This is a genomic window from Pyxidicoccus xibeiensis, assembly GCF_024198175.1.
Taxonomy (GTDB): Bacteria; Myxococcota; Myxococcia; order Myxococcales; family Myxococcaceae; genus Myxococcus; species Myxococcus xibeiensis.
In genome coordinates this window covers 127,443-153,348 of record NZ_JAJVKV010000005.1, presented here as the reverse complement: position 1 = coordinate 153,348, position 25,906 = coordinate 127,443, and the positions used below count along the sequence as shown (strand labels likewise).

Here is a 25,906-nt window from a genome sequence, read left to right as displayed (position 1 = left end):
TCCCTCGCGAACGCGGCGAGGAACACCGCGCTCGCTCGACTTCTGCCCGGCTCACCCGTCAGCATGGCCTGGCGGCGGGCAGGCACGAAATGTCCGGACTCAGGACTCCAGGGGGCCGGAGCCGGCCACGCGGTCCAGGCCGAGGAAGGCGCGGGTGCGCTCGTTGTGTGGACTGGCGAGCACCCGGGCTGGAGGCCCCTCCTCGATGATTCGTCCGCCATGCAGCACCAGCATCCGCGAGGCCAGCTCGCGCGCGAAGCGCATCTCGTGCGTCACCGTCACCAGGGTGAGGCCATCCGTGCGCAGCCGCGCCAGCAGGTCCACCAGCTCCCCCACCCGCTCCGGGTCCAACGCGCTGGTGGGCTCGTCCAGCAGCAGCACCTCCGGCTCCATCGCCAGTGCGCGGGCAATGGCCACCCGCTGCTGCTCGCCCCCGGACAGCTCCGCGGGGTAGGCGTTCTCCCGGTGGGAGAGCCCCACCTTCGCCAGCAGCGCCCGGGCCTGCTCGGTGGCTTCCTTCCGGCCCAGCCCCTTCACGTACACCGGGGCCTCCGTCACGTTGCCCAGCGCCGTACGGTGCGCGAACAGGTGCCACTGCTGGAAGACGAAGCCCACCCGGCGGCGGATGCGCCACAGGCCCTCGCCCTGCGCCCGCGCCCCACCCGGCCCCAGCACGTCCCCGCCCACTCGCACGGAGCCCCCCTCGAAGGGCTCCAGCCCGTTGAGACACCGCAGCAGCGTGCTCTTGCCGCCGCCGGAGGGGCCCACCAGCGCCACCACCTCGCCCGGGCCAAAGGCCACGCTGATGCCGTCCAGCACCGTGCGCCCCTCGTAGCGCTTGCACAGGTCCTTCACTTCAATCATCCGCGCTCCAGCCTCGCCTCCAGCCGCCGGGCCAGGCGGGACAGGGGATAGCTCATCGCCAGGTACAGCAGCGCGCACAGCGCTCCGGGCAACAGCCAGCTTCGAACATCCACCGCCGTAATCGTCATCCGCTTGGTGAGCTCCACCACGGAGATGACCGACACCAGGGAGCTGTCCTTGAGCAGCGCGATGAAGTCGTTGGTGACGCCCGGCAGGGCCACCCGGAACGCCTGCGGCATGATGACCCGCCGCAGCGCCAGGCGCGTGGGCATGCCCAGCGACAGGGCCGCCTCGAACTGCCCGCGGGGCACGGCCAGCACGCCCGCCCGGTACACCTCCGCCTCGTAGGCCGCGTAGTTGAGCCCCAGCCCCAGGACCGCCGCGGAGAACGCGTCCAGCCGCAGCACTCCCGCAAGCCCGTAGTAGAGGACATAGAGCTGCAACAGCACCGGCGTTCCGCGAAACAGCTCCACGTAGACGGTGGCGGGCCGGCCCGCCCACGCGGGCCCGTACAGCCGCACCAGGGCCAGTCCCACGCCCAGCGGAATGGCAATGGCCATGGCGCCCACGGACACCACCAGCGTCGCCAGCGCGGCCTGGAGGAACAGCGCCAGCTGGCCCCAGCCCAGGCGCGTGGTGCGCGTGTCCGAGAGCACCTCGCGCGTCTGTGCGTCCGTCCACTCCACCATGCGCTGCTGCGCCGCGCTGTCGATGCCCCAGCGCCGGAAGATGGCGCGCAGCTCCCCGGAGCGGGCAATGCGGACCAGCGCCCCGTCCAGCGCCGCGCGCAGGTCCTCCTCTCCGGGCCGCACCGCAATCGCGTAGTAGCCCTCGCCCACGTCCCCCACCACCCGCAGGCCCGGACGTGGCTGGCCGTAGCGCTGGGCGATGATGTCGTCCATCAGCACGCCCTCCACCCGCCCCTGCTCCAGGTCGATGTAGGGCTCCTCCACGCCCTCGTACGGCACCGCCTGCGCGCCGGTGCGCAGCAGCAGCTCCCAGGCCTGCGAGTTGGCCAGCGTGCCCACGCGCCGGCCCTCGAGCGACTCCAGGCTCGGAACACTGGCGTCGTCCCGCCGCGCCAGCAGCCGCAGGTTGAAGACGTAGTAGGGCCGGGTGAAGAGGACGCGGCCGGCACGCGCGGGGGTGATTTCAATCCCGTTCAGCGCCACGTCGAACGAGCCGCGCTCCAGTGAGGGAATGAGACTGGACCAGTCGTTCTGGACGAAGCGCGCGCGCACGCCCAGCTCGCGGGCCAGCGCATCCGCCAGCTCCACCTCGAAGCCCCTCATGCGGCCCGGCTCGTCCGGGTCCTCCATGGCGTAGGGCTCGCCCCCCTGCGCGTCCGCGCCCCACGTCAGTACCCCCGCACGCCGCACCCGCTCCAGCCCCGAGGACTCCTCCTGCCGGCACGACAGCAGTGCGAGCGCCAGCAGCGCCACCGCACAGGTCAGCAGGGGAACGGGCCTTCGCGCCCGGGACGGAAGCTCGCGCATGGGACGGATGGGTTTCCCACATAGGCGAAGTGCCGCCCACCTGCCAGCGCCACCGGCTCGGACGCTCTTCCGCCCCAGGCTCCGAGCTGGAAGCAACTCCCCACGGGGGAAGGTGCGCAGGTGGCATGTCTCGCGCCTGCCCCCCATGAGACGTGGGCCCCGGACGTCAGCCCCCCGTCATGCGTCGGAGGAAGCCGCTCAGCCCTGGCGCCTTGTTACGCGGTCCCCCCTGGGCGGGGGTGCCCGCCGAGGGCCCCGGACCGGCTCCCATGGGCACGGCCGAGAGGCCGGGCGGCGCGGTGGGAGTGTCATTGTGCGCGGCGTCTCGCACGGGCTCCATCGGAGGAGCCGACGCGAAGGCAGGGGTGTCGTTCGCCGCGGTCCGCGCCACCGGGGTGGCGGGAGCCGAAGGCGCCTCCGCGCGCGCCGCTTCCGGCGTGGGCGCCATTGGCGACGGGGCGGGGCTGTTGCTGGAGACCGGGGCCTGCACCTCCTCCTCGTGCTGGACGGGCTCGTCCACCAATGCCGCGGCCAGCCGCCGCATCTCCTTCTCGGGGATGTCGCGGAGGGTGATGAGCAACTCCCCCATGTGGCTGCGGGCGTCCACGCGAATGCCGAGCTTGTCCGTGAAGTGGCGCTGCAGATTGTCCCGATAGTGCTGCACGCGGGCCGCGTCCTTTTCGGGCAGGGGAACCGGGGGCGTCCGCCGGTGATTCACCGCCCCCTGCAGCTCTTCCACGGAGCAGTCCGCGAATGACTTGTTCAACAACGTGCCGTCCTGCTGGGGCACCGCCACCGCGGTGGCGCCCGGGTCGCTCGGCTCCAGCGTGAGGCCGGCCAGCTTCGCGTACGTCATCAGCGTGTAGAGGTTGCTGATGCCGTACTTCAGGGCGACCGTTTCGGAGAAGGCGCGGGCAACCGCGCCGTTCCTCGTCAGCACCGACTGCCCAAGTCCCTTCACACTCTGCCGGAAGAAGTCCTGGGCATTCTTGAAGCCGCCCTTCTGGGCCAGTTCGCTGTCCACGACGTAGTTGTAGAGCCGGCCAATCTGGTACGCGTTGCGATGCCCCTGCTCCACCAACTTCATGATGCGCTTGTGAACCTGCTCCAGGGACAGGTCGAGCGTGGGGGCAACAGCGCTGCTGGTTTCGATTTCCATGGTGGCTTTCTCAGGTGTGCCGCGTGATTGCGACGGCCTTCGGGAAAGCAGGCACAGGGCCAGGGCCCGAGACGTGTGGTTACGCCTGCTTACAGGCGAGCGTTGCAAGGAGACGGTCTTGAAGAGGGCCGTACCGTCCCATTCGCGAGACGGTCGGCAACCGTGTTGCTCCCACTCAAGTGGGAGCTGCCCTCCCGCACACCTTGGTGTCCAAACGGGTTGCTCCCACTCAAGTGGGAGCAAGCGGCCCCGACTCCAGCTCCCACTCAAGTGGGAGCTGCGGCCCTCATCCCAGGCCCACGGTCTGCTCCCACTCAAGTGGGAGCTGCGCCTGTGCATCAATCTCGCCCGTGTCCCCCGCCCCTACGGCATCTCTGAGCACCCCTCCGCGAAGCCGCGCCTTCCCCGATGAACGAGAAGACACCGCGCGAACGCTCCTTCAGAAGAACCGACACACCGCCCGCTCCCCTGCTTCCCGACCACTGGAGCCTCGTGGGGCCGCGCCGTGCATCCACGTCACAGGCGGGGCGAGTATGACCCGTCGCCTCTGTTACAGACCCAGGGCAAATCGAACGGGCCTCCGTTACAGTGGCCGCCCATAGGAGCCGACGCTGTCATGGAAGCTTTCAAGCTGCTGGTGGTGGACGACGAGCCGCAGGTGGCACACGCCCTGCGACGCTTGTTCCGGAGAGAAGGCTTCGAGGTCCAGGTGGCCTTCAGTGGCAACGAGGCCCTGGAGCGGCTCAAGGAGTTCAGCCCGGACATCGTCCTGACGGACTTCCGGATGCCGGGGATGACCGGCAGCGAGCTGCTCCAGCGCGTCAAGCGCAGCCACCCGCTGGCGCTGCGGCTCATCATCTCCGGCTACGCGGACTTCAAGTCGGTGGTGGCGTCCGTCAACGAAGGGGAGATCTGCCGCTTCATCAGCAAGCCGTGGGATGACGCGGAGCTGGTGACGTACCTCACCGGCCTGCTGCGTCAGCGAGAGACGCTGGCGCAGTTATATGCCCCCTTCCGCGCGGCGCCGCAGGGCGTGAGCGCGGAGGTGGGGATGTCCGACGCCTCCATGGTGCTGAAGGTCCAGATGGCGGACCCCGCCTTTCCGGCCGAGCAGGCCCTCTCCATCATCGAGCGCTTCGCGGGCGTGCTGGCCGCGGACAGCCTGAAGATGGTGGGCGGCCTGCTGGAGCGCTACGGCGGGCGGCTGTCCTTCGTGGCGGAAGTCGGAGGTCCCCAGCGGCTTCGGCTGGAGCTGCCCGTGCGCACGGAAGTGGCGGCGACGTCGGAACGGCCGGGTGTAGGCAACGCATGAAGCAGCGGCAGGCCGTGACGCCCGTTGACCCGGAAGCCGACACGACGTGGGTGAACATCCGGCTCAAGCGCGTCACGCTGGTGGCCTGCATCTTAATCCACCTGCTGCTCGTCTCCAGCATCTGGGGCCAGTGGACGCGCATCGCCATGATGACCGCGGTGTTCATCGCGGTCACCGCCTTCAACCAGGTGCTCGCGCAGCGCTTCTTCTCCCAGCACACCCGCACCGCCGAGTCCTTGCGGTTCACGGTGAACATGCTGGCCAATGTCTTCTATGGCCTGGCCAGTGACTGGGCGCTGCCCATGTGGCTGTACCTGCCCCTCAACGCGCTCTGGGTGGACCGCTTCGTGGACCCGCGCGCGCGCCTTCGCCTGGGGTTGATGCTCGCGCTGGTGGCGGGCGTGGCCCTGGTGGATGGCTGCCCGCCGCTGATACCCGCCTGCTTCGTCCTGGTCTCGCTGCTCACCTACCTCATCTCCGAGGGGCGCGTCTTCCTCACCCACCAGGCGCTGCGCAGCCTGGCGCAGCAGCACGAGGAGCTGGCGCGGGCGCACGAGCAGCTCGACCTGGCCCACCAGCGGGCCCGCGAGCAGGAGCGGCTCACCAGCCTGGGCATGCTGGCGGCCGGCGTGGCGCACGAAATCAACAACCCGATGAGCTACGTGAAGAGCAACGTCAACTCCCTCCTCCTGGACCTCCGGGGGTGCCGGGAGCTGCCGCCGGTGCTTCACGAGTACGTGGAGGACGTGCTGCCGGCCACGCTGGACGGCATCCGCCGGGTGACGGCCATCGTCGCGGACCTGCGCCGCTTCGCGCGCGGGGACCCGGAGGCGATGGTGGAGTACGACCTCAACCAGGAGGTGGCCGTCGCGCTGCGCATCGCCCGCGGCCAGCTGGGCCCCCAGTGTGACGCCGTCCTGGAGCTGAAGGAGATACCCCACCTGCTCGGCCACCCCGGGCAGATTGCCCAGGTGGTCGTCAATCTCCTGATGAATGCGGCGCAGGCCATGCCCGAAGGCGGGCGCATCGCCGTGTCCACGTGGATGGAGGGCGAAGAGGCGCTGCTGTCGGTGCGCGACTCCGGCGTGGGCATGTCCCCCGAGGTGCGTGCGAAGGTGTTCGAGCCCTTCTTCACCACCAAGCCCGAGGGCGAGGGCACAGGCATGGGCCTGGCCGTGGTGCACGGCATCGTCACCGCGCACCGGGGCGTCATCACCGTGGACACCGCCCCGGGCCAGGGGACCACCTTCACCATCCGCCTGCCGCGGATTCCTCCGCTGGAGCTGGGGCTGTCCGACACCGCCAGCCTTCTCAAGAAGCCCCCGCGGGACGTGTTGTGAGCGCCCGGGTAGGCTGTCGGCCATGTCGACGCCTCCCCCCGCCTTCTCCAGCCGCTTCGAGCCCCGGTACGTAGAAGACCCGTATCCGCTCTACGCGCGCCTTCGCCAGGAGGCCCCCGTCCAGTTCAGCGAGCAGCTGCACCTGTGGGTGGTCTCCCGCTACGAGGACGTGAAGACGGTGCTGCTCAACCCGGGCGACTTCCTGTCCGCAAACGCCTTCCGCAACCCCGTCCCCCCTGCGCCCGAGGTGCTGGCGGTGCTGGCGCAGGGCTACCCCCAGGTGCCGGCGCTCGTGGACGACGACCCGCCCAACCACACGCGGATGCGCGTCATCGTCACCAAGGCCCTGGCGCCCCACCGCGTCTCCGCCATGGAGCCCCGCGTGCGAGCCATCGCCGCGGAGCTGGTGGACGCCTTCGCGCGCACCGGCCGGGCGGACCTCGTGGAGAAGCTGGCCTTCCCCCTGCCCGCGCGAGTCATCGGCGCCATCCTCGGGCTGCCGGACTCGGACCTGGAGCGGCTCAAGGCCTGGACGGAGGACCTGTCCACCCTGTCCGCGGGAAATGCTCCGGTGCCCCGGCAGGTGGAGTGCGCCCGCGGCCTGGTGGCCGTCCAGAAGTACCTCGCGGGCCACATCGCCGAGCGGCGGCGCGCGCCGAAGGACGACCTCATCAGCGCGCTCATCGAGGCGCGCCACGAGGACACGCCCCCGCTGAGCGACGTGGAGCTCATCAGCCTGCTGTCCATGCTGCACTTCGCCGGGCACGAGACGACAGCCAACCTGCTGGGCAACACGCTGGTGATGCTGTTGAAGGAGCCGGAGCGCCTGCGCGGCCTGCGGGAGGACCCGAGCCTCATCCCCGCCGCCATCGAAGAGGCGCTGCGGCTGGACTCGCCCGTGCAGGGGATGATGCGCACCACGCGCCGCGCGCTGACTCTTGGCGGCGAGGAGGTGCCCGAGGGCGCGCGGCTGCTCATCCTGTACGCCTCCGCCAACCGCGACGCCGCCGCCTTCCACGCGCCGGACCGCGCCGACCCACGTCGCCCGGACGTGGGCCGGCACCTGGGCTTCGGGCTGGGCATCCACTACTGCATCGGCGCCCCGCTGGCCCGCATGGAGGTCCGTATCGCGCTGGAGCTGCTCCTGGAGCGGCTGCCCGGCCTGCGCCTGGCACCGGGCAACGCCGTCGTCTACCTGCCCAACTTCCTGCACCGGGGCCCGCGGCAGCTCCACGCCGAGTGGGAGCCGGCCTGAGAGGCCGGGCCGCGGGGCTCGGGCGCGCTCAGTGCTTCAGCTCGGCGTCGATGACCTGGGCGAAGTCCGCCAGCGGCCGCGCGCCCATCACCGCCTTGCCGTTGATGAAGAAGGTGGGCGTGCCGGCGATGCCGCGCCGCTGCGCCTCCACCACCTCCGTGTCCACGTAGTTCGCCAGCGCGCTGCTCTCCAGCGCCTTGCGGAAGCGGGCCAGGTCCAGGCCCAGCTGCCGCGCGTACTTCTCCAGCGACTCGCGCTCCAGGGAGCGCTGGTTGTCGAAGAGCACGTCGTGCATCTCCCAGAACTTCCCCTGCTCGTGCGCGGCCATGGTGGCGATGGCGGCCAGCCGCGCGTTGTCGTGGGTGGGCAGCGGCTGGTGACGGAAGACGATGCGCACCTTGTCGCCATACTTCTCGCGCAGCTCGTCGACGAGCGAGGCGCCCCTCGCGCAGAACGGGCACTGGAAGTCCGACCACACCTCCACCGTCACCGGCGCGTCGCGGGGCCCGAGTGAAGGCGCCTCCGCGCGCGGCGTGGCGGCGAGCAGCTTGCTCTCGGTGGCGGCCTGCGTCTTCGCGCAGGGCTTGCCTTCACAGGACTTGTGCTTGTCGCCGGCGAGCACCGGCGCGGAGAGCAGCAGCAGGGCACCTGCGGACATGGCAATGGAGACCACGAGCTTCATGGGAGGACCTTCCTTGGCTGGATGGGAGCTGGAGCGCCAGGCCTCCCGCTCGGGGGGCCGGCGGCGCGGGGCCTTCTCTCCCGCGCAAGGAGGAGTGACACGAGCCGCGCGCGGGTTTCAGCGAGCCCGTGTTATCCCTTCCCACGTCATGCACTCCACAGAGCGCCTCTACCACGCCGACCCCTTCCTGCTGCGCTTCACCGCCCGCGTCGTCGCCCACGGCGCCTGGAGCGGTGCGCCCTCCGTCGTCCTCGAGCGCACCGCCTTCTATCCGGAGGCCGGTGGGCAGATGGGAGATAGGGGCGTGCTCGGCGGCCTGCCCGTGCGCGACGTGCAGGTGGATGACGCCGGCACCGTCCATCACCTGCTGGACGTCCCCGAGGGCGGTGCGCTCCCGGCTCCCGGCACCGAGCTGACGGGCGAGGTGGAGAAGCTGCGCCGCCGGGCCAACATGGCGCTGCACACCGGCCAGCACATGCTGTCTCGCGCGCTGGTGGACGTGGCCGGGGCGGCCACCGTGTCCTCGCGCCTGGGCGAGACGCTGTGCACCATCGACACGGACCAGGACACCCTGGACGAGTGCCAGGTGGCCGAGGCGGAGACGCTCGTCAACGCCATCATCGACGAGGACATCCCCATCCGGGCCTTCTTCCCCACGCCCGAGGAGCTGGCCGCGCTGCCCCTGCGCCGCGCCCCCAAGGTGACCGACAACATCCGCGTCATCCAGATTGGCGACTTCGACGTGTCCCCCTGCGGTGGCACGCACTGCACGCGCTCGGCGCAGGTGGGCCTGGTGCGGGTGCTCGGCGTGGAGCGCTACAAGGGCAAGGGCCGCGTCCTCTTCTCCGCGGGCCCGCGCGCCCGGCGCGAGCTGTGGGACGAGGCCGGCACGCTGCGCGCCATGGGCCGCGCCTTCACCTGTGGCGCCATGGAGGTGCCGGCCGCCGTGGACAAGCTGCGCCGCGAGCTGACCGAGGCCCGCGAGGCGCTGGGCGCCGCCCGCGCGCGCCTGGCCGAGCACACCGCGGGAGCGCTGGCCGCCGCACTGGAGGCGTCCCCGGACAAGCGCGTGGTGGCGGTGCTCGACGGCGCCGGGCCCGAGCAGCTGCGCGCCGTGGCCGCGCGCCTCACCTCCCGGCCGGAGGCCGTGGTGCTGCTCGCCGGCCGTGTCCCGGAAGGCATGCCCGTCCTCATTGCCCGTGGCGCCAGCGCCACCTTCGGCTGCGGCGCCTTCCTCAAGCGGGCCGCCGAGGCCGCGGGAGGCCGGGGCGGGGGCCGCCCCGAGCACGCCGAGGGCCGCCTCCCCCCCGGCACCGACTGGCCGGCCCTGGTGGCCTCGCTGAGCCCCTGAGCCCCCCCGGCGGCGCCATCCGCCTACCTCCCGCCCCGGGTGCGCCCCTCACCCCGCGTGAAATCCTCTGGCCGTCGCCCCTGACGCAGCGCAAAATACGATTTCCCCGAAGGGATTGCCCGAAGCGCGTTTTCTCCGTGCGCAGGGGGCGCTCCACGCGTGGAAACACATGAGAAGATGGCAGCAAGGGGCGGCGCGACGATGGATGAAGGGCAGCACCGCCAGTTCGACGAGTTCACCCGTGCGAGACGGCCCGTCCTTCTGAAGGTCGCCCGGCGGCTGTGCGCCGGGGGAACCATCGACCCGGAGGACCTGGTCCAGGAGACGCTGGAGCGCGCGTACCGCCACTTCGACAAGCTGGCGGGGGAGAACGCGGGGGCGGTGAGCGTGTGGCTGAGCACCACGCTGAGCAACCGCTTCCTGGACCACTGCCGGCGGCGGCGCACCGAGGTGCTCGGCGCGCCCGCGCTGCGCGTCGTGCAGGGTGACATGACGGGAGAGCCGGTGCCGTTGGAGCAGTGGGAGCAGGTGTCACGGGACGACTTCCAGAAGGCCATCGACCAGCTGCGGCCGCCGCACCTGCGCGAGGCCTACAAGCTGCACGCCTCCGGGCTGCGCTACCGGGCCATTGCCCAGCAACTGAGCGCGCCCGAGGGGACGGTGGGGCGGTGGCTCTCCGAGGCGCGGCAGGCCCTGCGTGAGCTGCTGGCGCCGGACCGGTCCTCGCGGGAAGGCACGGTCGAATCATGAGCGAGCTCTGCGGCAGGCTGGAGCTCTTCGTCGACGGGGAGCTGGCACCGGTGGAGGCGGAGAACTTCCGCCACCACCTCACCCGCTGCGACGCGTGCGAGGCGCGGATGAAGGAGCTGCTCGCCATGGAGTTGCTCGCCGACGACGCGCTGGGGGCCCCCCAGCGCGAGCCGGCCCCCCTCCCCGCGCGGTCCGCCTGGCGTCACAAGACCTGGCTCATGGCGGTGCCCCTCGCGCTGGCGGCGGGCCTCGCCACGCTCGTGGTGGTGTCACGCACGGCCCCGGCGCCCGGCGCGCCCGAGCTGTGGCTCGCCCACGCGCCCACGCGTCCGCTGGAGGCGCGGGTGACGTACCCGGTGGCCGACCAGCACCGGCCCCATGAGGTGATGCGCAGCGGCGGCGCGAAGCCACCGCCACTGGCCCTGCGAGAGATGGCGCGGCTGGAGGAGGCCGGGGACCACCGTGGCATCGCCATGGCCTTCCTGCTGCGCGGAGACCTGGCGCAGGCCTCCGCCTTCCTCGACAAGCTGCCCTCCTCGCCGGACGTGGACACGGACCGGGCCGTGCTGGCCATGCAGCGCCAGGACTGGGAGGCCGCGCTGGCGCTGCTGGAGCGCGTGACGAAGGAGCACCCCCGGCACCCGCAGGCGCTCTGGAACCGGGGGCTCGCGCTGCAGGCGCTCGGCCTGTCGCTCCAGGCGGCGGAGTCCTTCGACCAGGTGGCGGCGCTCAAGGAGCCGGGCTGGGGCGACGAGGCGGCCCAGCGCGCCAGGCAGCTGCGGGAGGCGGCGGAGGCGGAGCGCAAGGACTGGAAGGGCATGCGCAAGGACTGCCAGCGCATGGTGGAGGGAGGCGAGCCCCTCTCCCCGGCGCAGGTGGACGCCCTGCCCGGCATGGCGCAGGTGTGCCTCTACAACGCCCTGCGCACGGGGGCCTCGCCCGAGCGCGTGGAGGCCCTGCGCCCCCTGGTGGCGCGGCTCGACCGGAAGCTGGGGACGCATCACCTCGAGGACGCACTGGGCCGCGCCGCCCGGCAGGACTTCCGCGTGCGCGCGCCGCTGGCCCGGGACTACGTGCGGCTCACCCGGAGCGAGCTGAAGGGCGCGGAGCTGGAGCAGTTCCTCGCACGACTGCGCGAGGCCCGGCAGGACGACATCCTCCTGGGGGCGCTGGCGTACCTGGACGCGCGCAAGCACCTGGAGGAGTACCGCACCCTGGCGCTGGCCACGAAGGACCCGTGGTTCGCGCTGCTCGCCGAGGAGCGCCAGGCCAAGGCGGAGGCCCTGCGCGACGAGCCCTACCAGGCGCTGGAGCGGCTCCAGGCGGCGGAGTCACTGTGCGGGGAGGGCTCGAAGCAGGCCTACCGCTGCATGCTGCTGCGGCGTGAGCTGGGGTTGGTGAACGTGCGCCTGCACCGCCCCGTCGAGGCCCAGGCGCACTTCGTGCGCGTCCTCGAGCAGGCCCGGAGCAGCCAGGAGTGGGGCACGCGGCGCAACGTCCTCCAGGACCTGGGACAATTGGCCCGCGCCCGGAACGACCTGGTCATGGCGCGCGCCTACATGGAGGAGCTCCTCTCCCAGACTCCCGAGAGCTGCGCCGACGCCGAGCTGGCCCTCACCAACCTCGCCATCGCCCATCACCGGGCCCTGGACTTCGAGGGCGCCCGCCAGCAGTTGGACCGCGCCGCGCAGTGCGGCCAGCAGCCGTCCATGGCCCGCATCTCCCTGCTCGCGGAGCTGGCCCGCACGCCCCAGCACCGCCCCGACGACACCCAGCAACTGGTGGAGGCGTTGAAGTCGCTGCGCGCCGCCGGTACGAAGGAGCCCGGCGACGAGGCCCTGTATCGCCACTTCGAGGGGCGCTTCTTCATCGAGCAGGACCGCCAGAAGGGCCAGGCCCTGCTGCGCCAGACGCTGGCCGAGGTCGCGAAGCTGCCGGAGTCCGACGTGAGCGCGCGCAAGGCCCGCGTCTACAGCTACACCTCGCTCATCCTCGACGCGGGCCGGCACGGCGAGCACGAGCAGGGGCTGGCCCTCTTCGCCGAGGAGCGCGCCCTGCCCGTCCCGTCCCGGTGTGTGCTGGGCGTCACCGTGGACGACGAGCGCACCCTCATCGTCGCCCGCGACGCCGGGGGCCGCCTCACCGGCCACTACGACGCCGCCCGGAAGACGCCGCTCGAGGGAGTCGAGGGACTGGTGCCCTCAGCGGTGGTGGAGGCCCTGCGCGCCTGTCCGAGCGTGGATGTCCTGGCGCGTCCGCCCGTCCAGGGCCAGGCCGGGCTGCTGCCGGCGGAGCTGGCCTGGTCCTACCGTGTCGGCCCTCCGTCGACGTCCCGGGTGGCTCCCGAGGCGGCGGAGCGCCGCCTGGTCGTCACCGACGTGCTGGCCCCCGCGTCGCTGCGCCTGCCCGCGCTGCGAGGCTGGACGGCCACGCCCCCGCTGGCCGAGGGGCTCACCGTGCTGCGTGGCACGGCGGCCACGCCCCCGCGGGTGCTGGAGGCCATGCGAGACGCCACCGAGGTGCAGATACATGCCCATGGCATCATCGACCCGGGCGTGGCGGATGCCTCGGTGCTGGTGCTCTCCCCCACGGCGGACACGGGGCGCTTCGCGCTCACCCTGGGGGACCTGCGCGGGCAGCGCCTCCAGGGACATCCGGTGGTGCTGCTCGCCGCCTGCTACGCCGCCCACACCACGGCCTATATCCACGAGAACCTGGGGTTGCCCCTGGCCTTCATCGAGTCAGGCGCGCGCGCCGTTCTGGCGGCCACCCAGGAGATTCCTGATGCCGAGGCGGCAGCCTTCTTCGAGCCGGTGCTTGCCCGCATCCGGCGCGGAGAGCCCGCCGCCCTGGCCCTTCGCAACGAACGGCAGGACTGGCTGCAGCGCCGCGGAAGCACGTGGGTGCAGCAGGTGCTGCTCTTCGAGTAGTCCCACCCACATCCCGGAGCCCCACACCCCATGAAGAGAATCCTCCTGCCCCTGTCCTGTCTGCTCGCGCTGTCGGCCTGCTGGCGCAACACCCGTGAGCCGGACTGGAACCCTTCACAAGACATCCCGAAGGGGACGCTGGTCCGCATCACCCTCCAGGACGCGAACAACCCCGGCATCATCTCCACCTTCCTGGTGGACCCCATCGCCAACCGCATCCTGGACCGCAGGGACGGGAAGCAGGCCATGCAGGCGGCCCAGGAGGCGGACTCCGAGAAGTCGGTACAGGCGGCGGCCGCCGTCGCCCCGCGGACGGTGAGCTCGACCACCATCATCGACTGCCCTCCGGCGGAGTTGACCGAAGAGCATTGTCTGGTGCGCGCGTCCGACCCCAAGCATGAGACGACGGGCGACCCCAACCCCATCAGGGACCTGAAGCTGCGCCTCGAGCGGACCGAGCAGTTCGTCAAGCTGTACGCCCTGAAGCTCCTCGAGGCGGCGCACCTCAGCAAGGTCGACATCGCCGTGCAGGTGGGCCAGCAGCGGCCCCGGTAGCGCCCTGGAGCGCCCCCGGCACCGAGAGGACGCCGGGGGTGCTCACTCGCAGCGTCACCGGCTCCGCTGTGCGAGCAGGCCCTGGAACGGTGGCGCGACGCACAGTTCCAGATAGGTGCAGTTCCGGCGGTTCTCCCGGTCCCGCTCACGGCCACGCGTGCGCGGCTCGTCCAGCACCCGCTCGCTGCCCTGCCACACCTGGAAGAAGACGTCCGGCCCGCCGACCAGCTCATTCGGGAGGATGGCGTCGAAGGGCGGCGGCAGCACGGGGACGCGGCGGAAGGCGGAGCCGGGGAAGAAGACCTCGAAGCTGCCCGTCGCATCCGTGAGCGCGGCGCCCAGGGCCTCCTCCGGCGCCGCGTCGCCCCCCCACGCCGTGACGTGTCCGCCCACCAGGGGCCGGGGCTCGCGCGCGCAGTCGGTGACCCGGCCCGCGACGAGCCACAGGTCCAGCGCGCCCAGCAGGGCGCAGTACGCCGGGTGCGGCAGCTCCACGTCCAGCATCCATGCCTCCGCGGCCTTCCGGGGCCAGGCCACACCCAGCAGGCCCCGCGCCCCTGTCCCCGGCTCCGGCGCGGCCTCGAGCTTCTTCACGTCGAGCGCCACGAGCAGCGGGCCGCCCTCGTAGTGCTCCAGCACCAGGGAGTAGCGGCCCTCCGGTCCGACGGTGGCGCGGCCCAGCGCTCCGGCGGGCAGCACGTCGAGCGCGCGCCACCCCAGCCGGGTGCTACCCGAGGAGGGCGCGGGGGGATGCGAGGCGCCAGTGCCATAGAAGACGAGGGTGGCGCCCGCGAGCGTCTGGTGACGGTGCGGGTTGTCGTAGTGCGCCGCGGTCCTTCCGTGGATGGAGGGCAAGGCAGTCCTCCGCGTCAGAGCCCGATGGGAGAACGGCCCCCACCCGCTTCCTTCGCCCGGCCGGCCTATGCCTTCTCGGCGCCCGGCGGGGCCGCGGAGGGAAGCAGCCCGGCGAGCGTCTCCACGTAGGTGGTGGCCACGCGGAGGAAGCGGGCGCCGCGGACGCCCGTGAGGTACTGCCGCTTCATGGCGCGGGTGGAGCCCACGTAGAACATGGCGCGGCGGATGCGCTCGATTTCCCGGGCGGAGCGCTCCCGGGCGCCGGCCATCCAGTGCTCCACGGTGTCCAGCGCGTCCAGGCCCGCGAAGAAGACGATGGGGCACTCGTGGCCCTTGCACGAGAAGACGGTGGTGGCGCGCACGTGGTCCACGCCGCTGACGCGGAAGTCCGCCACGTCCCTTCCGCCCTTGCCCCCATAGGCCTGGGCGGGCACCCCGGCCCGGGTGAGCGCTTCGGTGTACTGCGAGGGCATGACGGGGGCCACCACCAGGATGTCGCCGGGGTGCACACCCTCCTCGCGGATGAGCCGGGCAATCTCCTTCGCCACCTGCCGCGCCTCGCTGGCGCTGGAGGCGAAGCCGCGCACCTGCGGCAGCACGCCGCCGCGCTCGGTGGACTGGACGCGGAAGAGGCCCTCCAGCGTCTCCTCCGGCAGCCAGAGGAGCCCCTCCCGGGCCAGCTCCCCCACCTTCATGTACTCGCGCATGCCCGGCTCGCTGACCTGGTGCTGGCGCAGCGGGTCCAGCACCACGTTGAAGGCCACGTCGAGGATGTCGCGGGTGGCGCGGAACGTCTCCTTCAACACGCGGGTGCGGCCGCGGAAGGACAGCCCCTCCGGGAGCTGCTCCTTGAGCATGTCGATGGGAATCTGTCCGTAGACGTTCTGCGAGTCGTCCATGAACAGCTGGAAGCAGCGCACCTCCCGGCCGTCCGGCAGCACCTGGGGCCGCACCAGCCCGTGGAGCATGGCCAGCGCCTTCGCGTCCATGTCCTGCGCCTCGTCCACGAACACGGCGTCGAAGCTGCCGGGCTCCGGGCGGCGCAGCACGCCCACGTGCTTCACCGTCACCCGCGAGCGCAACTCGCGCACGTGCTCGCGGCCCGCGCGCTGCACCAGCGCGTCGGTGAGCAGCGTGTCCACCAGCGGCGACAGCGCCCGGTTGTAGAAGGAGATGAGCACCCGCGTGTCGTCGTGCTCCAGCAGGTAGCGCGCCACCCAGTGCGCCAGCACGTACGTCTTGCCACTGCCCGCCACGCCGCGCACCAGGTGGTGCCCGTCGTCGAAGCGCCGCTCGAAGAGGGACACCTGCTCGTGCGTGAAGAGGGGCCGGGCCGGGCGCGCGCCTTCGATTTCGCCGCCCAGGCTGGACGGCGCCGCGGGGGCCGGCGGAGGAGGAGGCGGCGGCTTCTGTGGAAGGGGCAGCGGCTCCAGCTTCAGGGGCTCGCTGGAGAGGACACGCAGGCGCGGCAGCAGCGTGAGGAAGCGCTGGGGGATGGTGGCGGCCCGGGCCTCGTCGCGCGAGGCCAGCACCAGCAGGTAGTCCCGCGCGCGGCTGGCCGCCACGTTGAGCATGGGCACCAGCGTGTGCGGCGGGAAGGGCCGGCCTCCCGCCACCGTGTCCACCAGCACCACGTCATACTGCGTGCCCTGCTGGCGGTGGATGGTGGACGCGCTGAAGACGTCCCCACGCAGGCCGGCGGAGCTCCCCAGCCTGCGTATCAGGGCGGCCTGGGCACGGTACGGCGTGACGCACAGGACGCTGAGCCCCGAGCGCACCGCCTCGCGCGCCAGGGACACCGCGAGATTCGCGGACAGCTCCCGCTGGTAGCCGGAGCCCGTCTCTCCGCGGCCATGCGTGAGGCGGCGAGGATCTCGCGTGAGGCTGTCCAGCACCACCCAGCCGGCGCGCGTGGCGGGAAAGGAGGCCACGGGGGCGGGCTTCTGGGCGCGGGCGAGGACGATGTCGCCGTCCTCCAGCGCACCGCCGTAGCAGAAGTGGCTCACCACCCGGGCGATGTCCGGGTGCATGCGGTGCTGGGTGCGCAGCAGCAACACGTCCGGGCGCGAGGCGTCCTTCACCGCATCTTCCAGATGCGACAGGCCGCTGGCGCGCAGCCACTTCTGCGTGTCCTTGCCGGCCCCCTCGGCGGCGCGGCTCACCGGGCCAATCTGCTTCGGGTCTCCGGCGAGTGTCACCCGCTCCGCGAGCGGCGCCAGCACCGCGGTGGCGGCGCGCGTCACCATGCCGGCCTCGTCCACCACCAGCCGCGAGAAGGTCTGCTTCCCCTCCAGCTCCGAGACGAGGCGCAGCGCACGGTGCACGGTGAGCACCATCAGCGGGCAGTCGCCCTTCTCCGCCTCCTTCAGCGTGGGGTCCTTCATCTTGCCGCGCAGGCCGCGCAGCTCCGCCTGGAGCTTCGCCAGCTCATGCGCCGGGCCACCGCGCACCCGCTGGAGCATCAGCTCGCGCTCGCGGTCCTCGATGCTCGCCCGGAGCTTGCCGCCCTTCTGGCTGTCCTCCGTGACGACGGTGGGCAGCTTCGCCAGGGCGTCGCTGGCGCCGGTGCCGCCCCGGAAGATGCAGCGCAGGGAGCGCAGGGGAATCGGCTCGCGCTCCAGCAGCGCGCTGATGCGGAGCACCAGCTCGTCCGCGGCACGGTTGGTGGGCGCCACCGCGAGGATGCGCTCGTTGGGGAACGCGCGCAGGGAGCGGGCGATGAGGTCCGCGACGGCCGTCGTCTTGCCCGTACCCGGAGGGCCCCAGATGCAGCCCCAGGGCTGGCTCCACAGCCGGTCCGCCGGCAGTCGCTCCGCGTCCCGGGGGGAGGGTGGAGGCGGGGTCTCCTCTCCCGACGCGCGGCGCAGGGCCTGGTTGAGCGCGGGCTGCCGCTCCTCGTATGCCGAGGCGGCCGCGCACAGCGCCTCCGCGAAGTCATAGGGCCGATAGCACCAGCGCTCGGCGGAGAGGGCGCGGCGGTCCACGTCGTCGCCGTGTCCGGGCGAGGCGAAGACCCGGCCCGACTCGAAGTCCAGGTGGACGACGTCTCCGCCGAAGACGCACTCCTCTCCCTGGAAGGCGAGGAGCGACCCGCCGGACCAGTCAGGGTCTGCCGCGGGCCGGGGGACGAGGGAGAGGACACCGGGCGCCTGGAGGCTGACCTCGCGCACGTCCTGCAGCAGCTGCGCGCGGAACTGGCTGCGCTCGGCCATGAGGGCCTCGCGCAGGTCTTCGGGAAGGTAGGCGGGCGGAGTCCAGGCCTCGCGGCGCCGGGTCACCGCCACCGCGGCCTGCATGGCCTCGCGCTCGGCCTGACTGGCCGTCACGGGCGCGGACAGGTCCACGACGGGCGCGCCGTCCGTGTCCACGCCTCCCTTCCGGGACACCTCGGGCCGCCCCCTCGCCATTCGCGAGACGACCCGCATCGGGTTCGGCGAGCGGGTGACCACCTCCGGCTCGAAACGCTCCGCCCTGGTAGCGCCTGCTGCCTGGGAAAGGCCCTTGCGTCCCGCGTCCTCCGCGGGGGACGGGCTCACGGCTTGGGGAGCCGCCCCACGCGCCGGGGGCACCCCCGCGAACGGAGTCGGGCTCCGGAAGTCCTCCTCGCGTGCGAGACGCTCGTGCGCGGATGGGGTCGCCCCCTGGGAAACGTCCTCGCTCCCGGGGCGCTCTTCCGCAAGCGGCGCCCGGTGAGCGAACCCGGCGAGCGAGTTGCGCGGGCGAGGCGAAGGGCCGCGAGGCTCCACCGGTGCATCGTCGTACTCGATGCGGAGCTCGCGCGACGCCGCGCCCTCCTCAGGAGAAACGCCTCCCTGCCCCGCGCCCTCGCGCTCCCACACCCCATCCGTCCCGCGCATCATGGGCCGCGCAGCCTCCCTCCGGCGCGAACGCCGGGAGCGCGCGTGCCCGAGTCACCCGGGGCCGCCACATCCGCACTGCTCGGAAGATGCGCCGTGGCTGCCATGAGCGGGTGTCCGCGAAGCACACACACAGCGACCTGTCCGCACGAGCAGGTGGAGGCATGTGAGAGGGCGGCCAAGGTAGGGGACGCGCGAGAGGCCGTCAATGCACCGAAGCCCTCCGTCCGCCCTACCTGCACCGTGGGTGACGCCCTGTCCTCCCCTGCCTACCTTTCCCTTCCCACCTCAGGAGGCACATCATGCCGGAGCAGAAGAACCAGGGCTCCCCGCCCGCCAGCCAGCCAGACAAGGACAACCGCTCCCAGCAGCTGAACGAGCAGGACCCCACCTACCACCGCAGCCGCGGCGAGTCCGAGCCGGACAGCGCCAGCGCGGCCCGGCAGGCCACGCAGCAGAACCAGCAGAAGAAGTGAAGTCGGCCCGGCGGAGGGGCATGGCATTGCCACCCCGGGACTTCGGACCACGCCGGGTTTGCTTCCGCGACGCCGGGGTGTTTAGGGGAGAAGCACTCGCAGCCGACTGAACGCCATGCCCCCTCCGACCCGCTACGCGCATCCCTTCCTGCCCATCACCCGAGCCGACATGCAGGCGCGGGGCTGGGAGCAGTGCGACATCATCATCGTGACGGGAGACGCGTACGTGGACCACCCGGCCTTCGGCCCGGTGCTCATCGCCCGCTTCCTGGAGGGCCGGGGGTTCAAGGTCGGGCTCATCCCCCAGCCTGACTGGCACTCGGCCGAGCCCTTCAAGGCCCTGGGCCCGCCGCGCCTCTTCTTCGGGGTGGCCGCCGGCAACCTGGACTCGATGCTCAACCGGCTGACGGCCCAGAAGAAGAACCGCTCGGAGGACCAGTACAGCCCCGGCGGCCGCACCAACTGCCGGCCGGACCGCGCCACCATCGTCTATGCGCAGCGCTGCCGCGAGGCGTACCCGGACGTGCCCATCGTCCTGGGCGGAATCGAGGCCAGCCTCCGCCGCATCGCCCACTTCGACTACTGGAGCGAGAAGGTGCGCCGCTCCATCCTCTTCGACTCCAAGGCGGACCTGCTCGTCTTCGGCATGGGCGAGCGCCCCATCATGGAGGTGGCGGACCGGATGCGCCGTGGCGAGCGCATCCAGGACATCCGCGACGTGCGCGGCACCGCGTACACCATCAGCGACGAGCAGATGCGCGCCCTGGAGGCGGACCCGGCGAAGCGCGCCGCGGACCGCAAGCCGGTGGTGCTGCCCTCCTACGAGGCGGTGGTGGCGGACAAGCGCGCCTTCGCGGTGATGAGCCGCGACTTCCAGATGGAGACCAACCCGGGCAACGCGCGGCCGCTCGCGCAGCGCCACGGCAACCGCGCCATCTACATGAACCCGCCCGCGCTCCCGCTGGAGGACGGCGTGGGTGACACCGGCACCGAGGGGCGCTCGGTGGCCATGGACGAGCTGTACGACTTGCCCTTCAACCGCGTCCCCCACCCCCTCTACAAGGACGAGGGCATCCCCGCGTACGAGACGGTGAAGCACTCCATCGTCCTGATGCGCGGGTGCTTCGGCGGCTGCACCTTCTGCTCGATTACGGAGCACGAGGGCCGCGTCATCCAGAGCCGCTCCGCGGAGAGCGTGCTGCGCGAGGTGCGCGCGCTGCGGCGGATGGGGGACTTCCGGGGGACGATTACGGACCTCGGCGGCCCCACGGCCAACATGTACAAGCTCAAGTGCAAGAGCGAGGACATCGAGAAGCGGTGCCGCAAGCTGTCCTGCGTCCACCCGGGCGTCTGCGAAAACCTCCAGACGGACCACGGGCCGCTCATCAGCCTGATGCAGGACGTGCGCAAGGAGGACGGCGTCAAGCACGTCTTCATCGCCAGCGGCGTGCGGTACGACCTGGCGGAGCGCTCGCCGGAGTACGTGAAGGAGCTGGCCGCGCACCACGTGGGCGGACAGCTGTCCGTGGCGCCCGAGCACGTGTCCCCGCGCGTGCTGGAGAAGATGAAGAAGCCGGGCATCGAGAGCTTCGAGCGCTTCCAGCAGATGTTCGCCTGCGCCAGCGAGGAGGCCGGCAAGGAGCAGTACGACATCCCCTACTTCATCAGCGGCCACCCGGGCTCCACGCTGGAGGACATGGTGGACCTGGCGCTGTGGCTGAAGAAGAACGGGAAGCGGCCCCGGCAGGTGCAGGACTTCATCCCCACGCCCATGGCCATGGCCACCGCCATGTACTACTCGGGCCTGGACCCGCTGAAGATGGAGCCCGTCTACACGGCGCAGGGCCTTCGGGAGAAGCGGCTCCAGAAGGCGCTGCTGCTCTACTGGAACCCGGAGCACTGGCCGCTGGCCCGCGAGGCGCTGATTCAGGCCGGCCGCGAGGACCTCATCGGCCGTGGCCCGCACGCGCTGGTGCCGCCGGAGACGCCCGCCGAGGCCGCCCGCCGCCAGCGCGCCGAGCGGAATGACGAGGACGGCCCGCGCGAGCCGCAGTCCCAGGCCTCCCGGCAGCCCTCCGGCCCTCGCCCGGGTGGGCCGGGACGTCCTGGCGCCCGCCGTCCTGGTGGTTCGGGCCCCCGGCCCCGCTGAGGGCCGTGACATGCTCGCGCGCGCCACTTTCGACGTCCAGCAGCGCTATGTCACCCGGTTGCGTCTGGGTGGGGACGGGCGCTTCATCGTGCCGCCCGCGAAGTGACGGCGGCGCCCGGGAAAACGGTTTGAATAAACCGGAGGCCCATTCGTCGGGCCTCTACCATGCTCTCCCTGCTCGCGACGCTGTGGCTGGCCGCCGCCCCCACGAAGGATGCCGAGCCGCCCGTGCCCCGCCCTCCCCCGCCGGAGTGTCTTTCCTCACAGGGGCGCACGGTGTGCGGGTACCAGTGCAGGTCCACCGGGACACATGCGGACTGTGCCCGGACTCCGTATGGCGTGTGCCAGGTGCTGACGGGCCGCGTCCATTGTTGGGACCCGCCGCGCGTCGTCATCCACCACCCGCCGCGCTCGAGCGCCAGGCCCGAGTGCAAGGAGAGCCGGGGCAACGTGGCCTGCGGCTACAACTGCCGGCTGTCCCAGGGCGAGGTGGCCTGCAACAGCACTCCGTATGGCGTGTGCTCCACGCACTTCGGCCGGCTCGTCTGCTGGGACCCGCCGGAGAGCGTCATCCACCAGTACGGCGCCCGGACGCCCCAGCCCCGCTGCCTCAATGCCTCCGAGGCGGTGGCCTGCGGCTATGACTGCAAGGCGCAGCGCGCGGAGGTGCAGTGCGCCAGCACGCCCGACGGGGTGTGCCGGCTCGACAACCAGCGGTTCACCTGCTTCGACCCGCCGTCGCTGCTGCACTGCGACCACAGCGCGCCGCCGCCCGCGGACTGACGCGCTCCACGGACGGCACCACCCCTGGTGCCCACGAGCCCACCCGTGTCGGTGACGTCCGCCGCCATGAAGCGGTGACGTGCCGGGTGGGGCCATTCGAAGAGAGCAGCCAGCCGGACCGCGTCCCCTGGGAACGGAAGTCGTCGATGTGGCACCATGGCGGTGTACTTCCCGCTCCCATGGCTCGCTCCCCGCGCCGTGCCGGGCGGCCTTCTGGCCATGACCTCTTCCGGCACTTCCAGGCAGCACCGCCCCCAGGCGTGGGCCTGCGTGCTGCTGCTCGCGCTCGGCCTGGCCTGCTCGCGCGAGCGCCCGCCGCCCCTCACGCACGAGGCCTATGTCTGGCAGCGGGACTGGAGCCCCGAGCTGAGCAGTGCGCTCGAGAAGGAGCTCCCCCCGGAGCTGGGCGCCCTGCGCGTGCTGGCGCGCGAGCGGTCCGGCCCCACGCGGACGCCGGTGGACGTGGCGGTGGACGTGGACGCCCTGGCCCGCTCCGGCCGCGAGGTGGTGGCGGTGATGCGGGTGGACGGCACCGCGCCGCTCGACGGCATCTCCCTGGAAGAAGTCGCCGTCCATGCCCGGGCCTGGAAGGCGCGCGGCGTGCGCGTCCGCGGCGTCGAGGTGGACCATGACTGCGCCACCCCCGCCCTGACCGCCTACGCGGACTGGCTGGAGCGCGAGCGGACGCACCTGCGAGACGGGGCCCTTCGGCTCTCCATCACCGCGCTGCCCACGTGGGCCTCCTCGCCGGACGTGAAGCGGCTCGCGGCCATTCCGGATGACGTCGTCGTCCAGGTCCACGCGGTGCGCGCGCCCTCGCTCTTCCACCCCGAAGAGGCCCGCCGCTTCGTGGAGTCCTGGTCCAGCGCCACCGGTCGTCCCTTCCGCGTCGCGCTGCCCACCTACCGCGCGCGGCTGCGCGACGGGACGCGCCTGTCCGCGGAGCCCCGGGACGTCTCCGGCTTCCTCGCCACGCTGCGCGAGCGCCCGGTGCCCGGCGTGACGGGTGTCCTCTGGTTCCGGCTCGGCCACCGGGGGGACGTGGACGCGTGGAGCCTCCCCACGCTGGCGGCCGTGGTGCGCGGTGAGCCGCTGGCTCCGCGCCTCACGCCCCGGCTGGTGGACGCGGGCGGAGGCACGCGGGACATCGTCATCGAGAACACCGGCCGCGTGGACGCGGATGCGCCCGCGCGCCTCACCCTCTCTGGAAACCTCGAGGTCCTGGATGGCGTGGGCGGCTATGCCCCGCACGGGGCCTCGCTCGTGGCGCGCACGCCTCCCCGCCTGCGCGCGGGCGAGCGCCGGGTCGTGGGCTTCGTGCGGGGAACGGAGGTGACTCTTGCGGTGCCGTAGCCTGTTCGTGTCCCTGGTCGTCCTGATGCTCCATGCCCCCGTGCGCCAGGCGCACGCTTGCGGCCCCGACTTCCCACCCGAGCTGCTGAGTGACAGGGCCGGCACCCTGGCGGACCTGCCGGACGGTGCTTTCAGTCTGGAGGTGACACGGCTGCTGCCGAAGCCCGCCGACACCTTCCAGTCGGTGCCTTATTACGAGGAGCCGGAGGATGCCCGCACGGGCGGCGGCGCCAGGGAGACGGCGCTCTACTCCGCCGGTGCGAAGGCCTTCCACGCCGGAGACTGGGAGACGGCCCGCGCCCGCTTCCTCGCGGTGCTGGAGCTGCCCGGGGAGGAGCGCCGCCGCTTCTCCACCTTCGCCGCGTTCATGCTGGCGCGCACCTCGGGCGCGGGCCTGGAGCACGAGGCGCGGCCCCGCTTCGCGGAGGTCCGGGAGCTGGCCCGCCAGGGCTTCGACGACCCGCTGGGGCTGGCGGTGGCGAGCCTCGGCGAGGAGGCGCGCCTGCTGCTCCAGCAGGGGGATGACGCGGGCGCCCTGCGGCTCTACGCGGAGCAGGCGGCGCACGGCAGCGGCGGTGCCATCACCTCCCTCCTTCTGGTGGCACGGGCCGTCAGCCGGGACGAGGCTCGCCTGCGCGAGGCCCTGAAGGACCCGTTCGCCTGGCGCCTGATGGCGACCTTCGCCTGGACGCGCGGTCAGGAGTGGATGTGGGAGGAGGCGCCGGGAGGACTGAAGCGCCTGCTGGACGCGCTCGCGGCCACGCCGCACCAGGAGGGCGCGGACCGGCTGGCGGCGGCCGCCTGGCGCGTGGGCCGGTTCGACGTGGCCGAGCGCTTCGCCGGCCAGGAGCAGACTCCGCTCGCCGCGTGGGTGAAGGCGAAGCTGGCCATGCGCCGGGGAGACCTCACGTCGGCGGAGCAGCACCTCGCCGAGGCCGCCGCGGGCCATCCCCTGACGGAGGACTGGACGGGCGACTCCTACTGGTCACCGCGCCGTCCGCGGACGCGGCTGGAGGGGGAGCGGGCCCTGCTCTCGCTGCTGCGGGGGGACTTCGTCCAGTCCGCGCAGCGGATGCTGGAAAGCTGCTCCTGGCCGGACGTCGCCTACGTGGCCGAGCGCGTGCTCACGGAGGACGAGCTCCAGCGGCTCGTCGCCGCGCTCCCTCCCGAGCTGGAGGCGCGGTGTGGCCCCGAGCTGGAGGACCTCTGGGACGACGACACCCGGGGCGAGCGGAACCGCCTGGGATGGCGCCTGCGCCAGCTGCTCGCCAGGCGGCTGCTGCGCATGGGCGAGCACGCGCGGGCGCTGGAGTACTTCCGGGGCACGCCGTACGAGGAGCCCGCGCGGCGCTACGTGGAGGTCCTGGAGCGGGCCCGCACGACGCGCGACGCGGTGGACCGGGCCCACGCGCTGTACGACGCGGCGCTGCTCACCCGGAGGATGGGCATGGAGCTGCTGGGCACCGAGGCCGCTCCGGACTGGGCCCAGGTGGACGGCAACTACGACCTGGGCAGCTACGCAGGGCCCCACGAGCTGCCGCCCGACCGGGCCGCCGTCCGCGACGACATGGCGCGGCGGACGCTCGTCACCGAGGCCGAGCAGCAGCGGCGGACGGCCCACGCGCCGCCGAACCCGCTGCGCTTCCACTACCGCGCCACCGCGGCGGACCTCGCGGAGGAGGCGGCCGGGCTGCTGCCGCCGCGCAGCCAGGCCTACGCGGTGCTCCTGTGCCACGCGGCGCGCTTCAACGCGCACACCGAGCCGGAGCGCGTCCAGCGCCTCTTTCGCACCTACGTGAAGAATGGGGCCGCCGCCGTCTCCATGCACTTCGGCCAGGAGTGCCCGGAGCCGGACTTCGAGCGGGCCCGGGCCATGCAACAGCAGCTGTCCTCGCCCTGGAATGGAATGCGCCGTCGCACGCTGGCGACCCTGGGGGGCGGACTGCTGCTGCCGGTGGCACTGGGCGCCGTGCTCTTCCTGCGCCGCAAGCGCAAGCCGGCCTGAGCCACACGCCTCTCGCAACCGAGCCCCTACACCCCTAAAAAACGAGGATACCGGGCTGGCTTGCCGGAGCTCGGGGCAGCCCCCGTCAGGTGGGCGACACGTGCCCACCTTTTGTCCCTCGGGGTGCTCGGCTAGGGTGCGCCGCCTTTCCGTTTCGCAACACTTCGAGGAGCTTGAAGACGATGCCGAGGACTTCCCAGGAGCAGACCCAGGAGCGCCACGCCTACCTGCTCAACCTCTTCCGACAGCAGCCGGACATCAGCAGCAAGGAAGCGCTGGAGTCCTTCAAGTCGAAGTTCGGGTCCGCCATCAACCTGAAGACCTTCCACCAACTGCGCGAGCAGGTCGAGGAGGAGGCCGCCGCGTCCGCCTCGGCCCCCGAGGCGGAAGAGGCGGAGGCGGAGGGCGCGCCCGAGGCCGCCACCGAGGACCCGGCGTCCCGGCTGAAGGCCGCCGCGGCCCCGGAGGCGCTCAACGGCGCGGCCGGTGCGCCCGCCAAGAAGCCCAAGGCGAAGGGCACGGGCTCGAAGAACATCTTCGTGGACGCGCCCAAGGAGAACCTCACCTTCCTGGAGGGCATCGTCCAGCAGCTCCAGGAGGCCGGTGCCACCAACGTGCGCATCGACCACTCCACGGACCGCTGGATGGTCCTCGTGGTGGACGCGAAGTAGCCGCACCCCGCACGGCTGAGGCCCGCGCTCCACCGCACGCAATGGCGGCAAGGCGCGGGCCCC

19 protein-coding genes are annotated in these 25,906 nt (G+C 72.2%); 13 read left to right on the top strand and 6 right to left on the bottom strand.

Translation table 11 applies throughout. From position 1 onward, the window contains the following. Positions 1 to 99: 99 nt before the first annotated feature. The 3 genes from LXT23_RS23330 to LXT23_RS23320 all read right to left on the bottom strand — a co-directional run bounded on the left by LXT23_RS23330 (position 100) and on the right by LXT23_RS23320 (position 3,519). The gene (locus LXT23_RS23330; RefSeq protein WP_253982480.1) at positions 100 to 864 is read right to left on the bottom strand and encodes an amino acid ABC transporter ATP-binding protein; all 765 of its coding nucleotides are present in this window, start codon (positions 862 to 864) and stop codon (positions 100 to 102) included. After that, positions 861 to 2,360: an ABC transporter substrate-binding protein/permease gene (locus LXT23_RS23325; RefSeq protein WP_253982479.1), complete on the bottom strand. Its 1,500-nt coding sequence runs from the start codon at positions 2,358 to 2,360 to the stop codon at positions 861 to 863. The genes LXT23_RS23330 and LXT23_RS23325 overlap by 4 nt, the downstream gene beginning before the upstream one ends. Before the next feature lie 166 nt (positions 2,361 to 2,526). Further along, positions 2,527 to 3,519, bottom strand: a complete 993-nt coding sequence (locus LXT23_RS23320; protein ID WP_253982478.1) for a hypothetical protein — start codon at positions 3,517 to 3,519, stop codon at positions 2,527 to 2,529. Positions 3,520 to 4,135: 616 nt separating this feature from the next. On the opposite strand from LXT23_RS23320, the gene LXT23_RS23315 reads away from it, so the two are divergent. From LXT23_RS23315 to LXT23_RS23305, 3 genes are read left to right on the top strand one after another with little or no spacing between them, the layout of a single operon-like run. Further along, entirely contained in the window at positions 4,136 to 4,831 is a 696-nt protein-coding gene (locus LXT23_RS23315; protein ID WP_253982477.1) for a response regulator, read from the top strand. Further along, positions 4,828 to 6,171 carry a sensor histidine kinase gene (locus tag LXT23_RS23310; RefSeq protein WP_253982476.1) on the top strand — a complete coding sequence of 448 codons (1,344 nt, stop codon included), beginning with the start codon at positions 4,828 to 4,830 and terminating at the stop codon, positions 6,169 to 6,171. Before LXT23_RS23315 ends, LXT23_RS23310 begins: the two co-directional genes overlap by 4 nt. A 22-nt stretch (positions 6,172 to 6,193) precedes the next feature. Then, positions 6,194 to 7,426 (top strand): cytochrome P450, encoded by a 1,233-nt coding sequence (locus LXT23_RS23305; RefSeq protein WP_253982475.1) that lies wholly within the window; start codon positions 6,194 to 6,196, stop codon positions 7,424 to 7,426. 28 nt (positions 7,427 to 7,454) lie between these two features. On the opposite strand, the gene LXT23_RS23300 is transcribed toward LXT23_RS23305, so the two are convergent. Continuing rightward, entirely contained in the window at positions 7,455 to 8,108 is a 654-nt protein-coding gene (locus tag LXT23_RS23300; RefSeq protein ID WP_253982474.1) for a DsbA family protein, read from the bottom strand. Positions 8,109 to 8,256: 148 nt separating this feature from the next. Between LXT23_RS23300 and LXT23_RS23295 the strand changes: the two genes are divergently transcribed. The 4 genes from LXT23_RS23295 (at position 8,257) to LXT23_RS23280 (ending at position 13,694) form a co-directional block, all read left to right on the top strand. Next, complete coding sequence (locus tag LXT23_RS23295) at positions 8,257 to 9,459, top strand: alanyl-tRNA editing protein (RefSeq protein ID WP_253982473.1); 1,203 nt, start codon at positions 8,257 to 8,259, stop codon at positions 9,457 to 9,459. A 177-nt stretch (positions 9,460 to 9,636) separates the two neighbouring features. Continuing rightward, on the top strand, positions 9,637 to 10,209 hold the full coding sequence (locus LXT23_RS23290) for an RNA polymerase sigma factor (protein WP_253982472.1): 573 nt from the start codon (positions 9,637 to 9,639) through the stop codon (positions 10,207 to 10,209). Then, entirely contained in the window at positions 10,206 to 13,139 is a 2,934-nt protein-coding gene (locus LXT23_RS23285) for a CHAT domain-containing protein (protein WP_253982471.1), read from the top strand. Before LXT23_RS23290 ends, LXT23_RS23285 begins: the two co-directional genes overlap by 4 nt. 30 nt (positions 13,140 to 13,169) lie before the next feature. Continuing rightward, positions 13,170 to 13,694, top strand: coding sequence for a hypothetical protein (locus tag LXT23_RS23280; protein ID WP_253982470.1), 525 nt, complete (start codon positions 13,170 to 13,172; stop codon positions 13,692 to 13,694). Positions 13,695 to 13,748: 54 nt separating this feature from the next. Here the strand turns inward: LXT23_RS23280 and LXT23_RS23275 are convergent, their stop codons facing one another. Together LXT23_RS23275 and LXT23_RS23270 are read right to left on the bottom strand one after the other, a co-directional pair. After that, positions 13,749 to 14,549 carry a hypothetical protein gene (locus LXT23_RS23275; RefSeq protein WP_253982469.1) on the bottom strand — a complete coding sequence of 267 codons (801 nt, stop codon included), beginning with the start codon at positions 14,547 to 14,549 and terminating at the stop codon, positions 13,749 to 13,751. A gap of 65 nt (positions 14,550 to 14,614) precedes the next feature. Continuing rightward, positions 14,615 to 17,956, bottom strand: a complete 3,342-nt coding sequence (locus tag LXT23_RS23270; RefSeq protein ID WP_407692913.1) for an AAA domain-containing protein — start codon at positions 17,954 to 17,956, stop codon at positions 14,615 to 14,617. Positions 17,957 to 18,708: 752 nt separating this feature from the next. Here LXT23_RS23270 and LXT23_RS23265 point away from each other — a divergent pair. The 6 genes from LXT23_RS23265 to LXT23_RS23240 all read left to right on the top strand — a co-directional run bounded on the left by LXT23_RS23265 (position 18,709) and on the right by LXT23_RS23240 (position 25,843). Further along, positions 18,709 to 18,882: a hypothetical protein gene (locus tag LXT23_RS23265; protein WP_253982468.1), complete on the top strand. Its 174-nt coding sequence runs from the start codon at positions 18,709 to 18,711 to the stop codon at positions 18,880 to 18,882. A gap of 115 nt (positions 18,883 to 18,997) precedes the next feature. After that, entirely contained in the window at positions 18,998 to 21,031 is a 2,034-nt protein-coding gene (locus tag LXT23_RS23260) for a YgiQ family radical SAM protein (RefSeq protein ID WP_253982467.1), read from the top strand. A 165-nt stretch (positions 21,032 to 21,196) separates the two neighbouring features. Further along, positions 21,197 to 21,814 (top strand): hypothetical protein, encoded by a 618-nt coding sequence (locus tag LXT23_RS23255; protein ID WP_253982466.1) that lies wholly within the window; start codon positions 21,197 to 21,199, stop codon positions 21,812 to 21,814. 219 nt (positions 21,815 to 22,033) lie between these two features. Then, a complete protein-coding gene (locus LXT23_RS23250) occupies positions 22,034 to 23,167 on the top strand; it encodes a DUF3142 domain-containing protein (protein ID WP_253982465.1) in 1,134 nt (377 codons plus the stop codon). Further along, positions 23,154 to 25,172 (top strand): hypothetical protein, encoded by a 2,019-nt coding sequence (locus LXT23_RS23245; RefSeq protein WP_253982464.1) that lies wholly within the window; start codon positions 23,154 to 23,156, stop codon positions 25,170 to 25,172. The genes LXT23_RS23250 and LXT23_RS23245 overlap by 14 nt, the downstream gene beginning before the upstream one ends. 182 nt (positions 25,173 to 25,354) lie before the next feature. Next, complete coding sequence (locus tag LXT23_RS23240; protein WP_253982463.1) at positions 25,355 to 25,843, top strand: hypothetical protein; 489 nt, start codon at positions 25,355 to 25,357, stop codon at positions 25,841 to 25,843. The last annotated feature ends 63 nt before the right edge of the window (positions 25,844 to 25,906 follow it).

What these genes read in the sequence shown, in the direction of transcription:
- LXT23_RS23295 (WP_253982473.1), top strand. Translation starts at nt 8,257, where the DNA reads ATGCACTCCACAGAGCGCCTCTACCACGCCGACCCCTTCCTGCTGCGC.
- LXT23_RS23270 (WP_407692913.1), bottom strand. Translation starts at nt 17,956, where the DNA reads ATGGCGAGGGGGCGGCCCGAGGTGTCCCGGAAGGGAGGCGTGGACACG.
- LXT23_RS23300 (WP_253982474.1), bottom strand. Translation starts at nt 8,108, where the DNA reads ATGAAGCTCGTGGTCTCCATTGCCATGTCCGCAGGTGCCCTGCTGCTG.
- LXT23_RS23285 (WP_253982471.1), top strand. Translation starts at nt 10,206, where the DNA reads ATGAGCGAGCTCTGCGGCAGGCTGGAGCTCTTCGTCGACGGGGAGCTG.
- LXT23_RS23280 (WP_253982470.1), top strand. Translation starts at nt 13,170, where the DNA reads ATGAAGAGAATCCTCCTGCCCCTGTCCTGTCTGCTCGCGCTGTCGGCC.
- LXT23_RS23310 (WP_253982476.1), top strand. Translation starts at nt 4,828, where the DNA reads ATGAAGCAGCGGCAGGCCGTGACGCCCGTTGACCCGGAAGCCGACACG.
- LXT23_RS23325 (WP_253982479.1), bottom strand. Translation starts at nt 2,360, where the DNA reads ATGCGCGAGCTTCCGTCCCGGGCGCGAAGGCCCGTTCCCCTGCTGACC.
- LXT23_RS23320 (WP_253982478.1), bottom strand. Translation starts at nt 3,519, where the DNA reads ATGGAAATCGAAACCAGCAGCGCTGTTGCCCCCACGCTCGACCTGTCC.
- LXT23_RS23315 (WP_253982477.1), top strand. Translation starts at nt 4,136, where the DNA reads ATGGAAGCTTTCAAGCTGCTGGTGGTGGACGACGAGCCGCAGGTGGCA.
- LXT23_RS23255 (WP_253982466.1), top strand. Translation starts at nt 21,197, where the DNA reads ATGCTCTCCCTGCTCGCGACGCTGTGGCTGGCCGCCGCCCCCACGAAG.
- LXT23_RS23260 (WP_253982467.1), top strand. Translation starts at nt 18,998, where the DNA reads ATGCCCCCTCCGACCCGCTACGCGCATCCCTTCCTGCCCATCACCCGA.
- LXT23_RS23330 (WP_253982480.1), bottom strand. Translation starts at nt 864, where the DNA reads ATGATTGAAGTGAAGGACCTGTGCAAGCGCTACGAGGGGCGCACGGTG.
- LXT23_RS23290 (WP_253982472.1), top strand. Translation starts at nt 9,637, where the DNA reads ATGGCAGCAAGGGGCGGCGCGACGATGGATGAAGGGCAGCACCGCCAG.
- LXT23_RS23305 (WP_253982475.1), top strand. Translation starts at nt 6,194, where the DNA reads ATGTCGACGCCTCCCCCCGCCTTCTCCAGCCGCTTCGAGCCCCGGTAC.
- LXT23_RS23265 (WP_253982468.1), top strand. Translation starts at nt 18,709, where the DNA reads ATGCCGGAGCAGAAGAACCAGGGCTCCCCGCCCGCCAGCCAGCCAGAC.
- LXT23_RS23250 (WP_253982465.1), top strand. Translation starts at nt 22,034, where the DNA reads ATGACCTCTTCCGGCACTTCCAGGCAGCACCGCCCCCAGGCGTGGGCC.
- LXT23_RS23240 (WP_253982463.1), top strand. Translation starts at nt 25,355, where the DNA reads ATGCCGAGGACTTCCCAGGAGCAGACCCAGGAGCGCCACGCCTACCTG.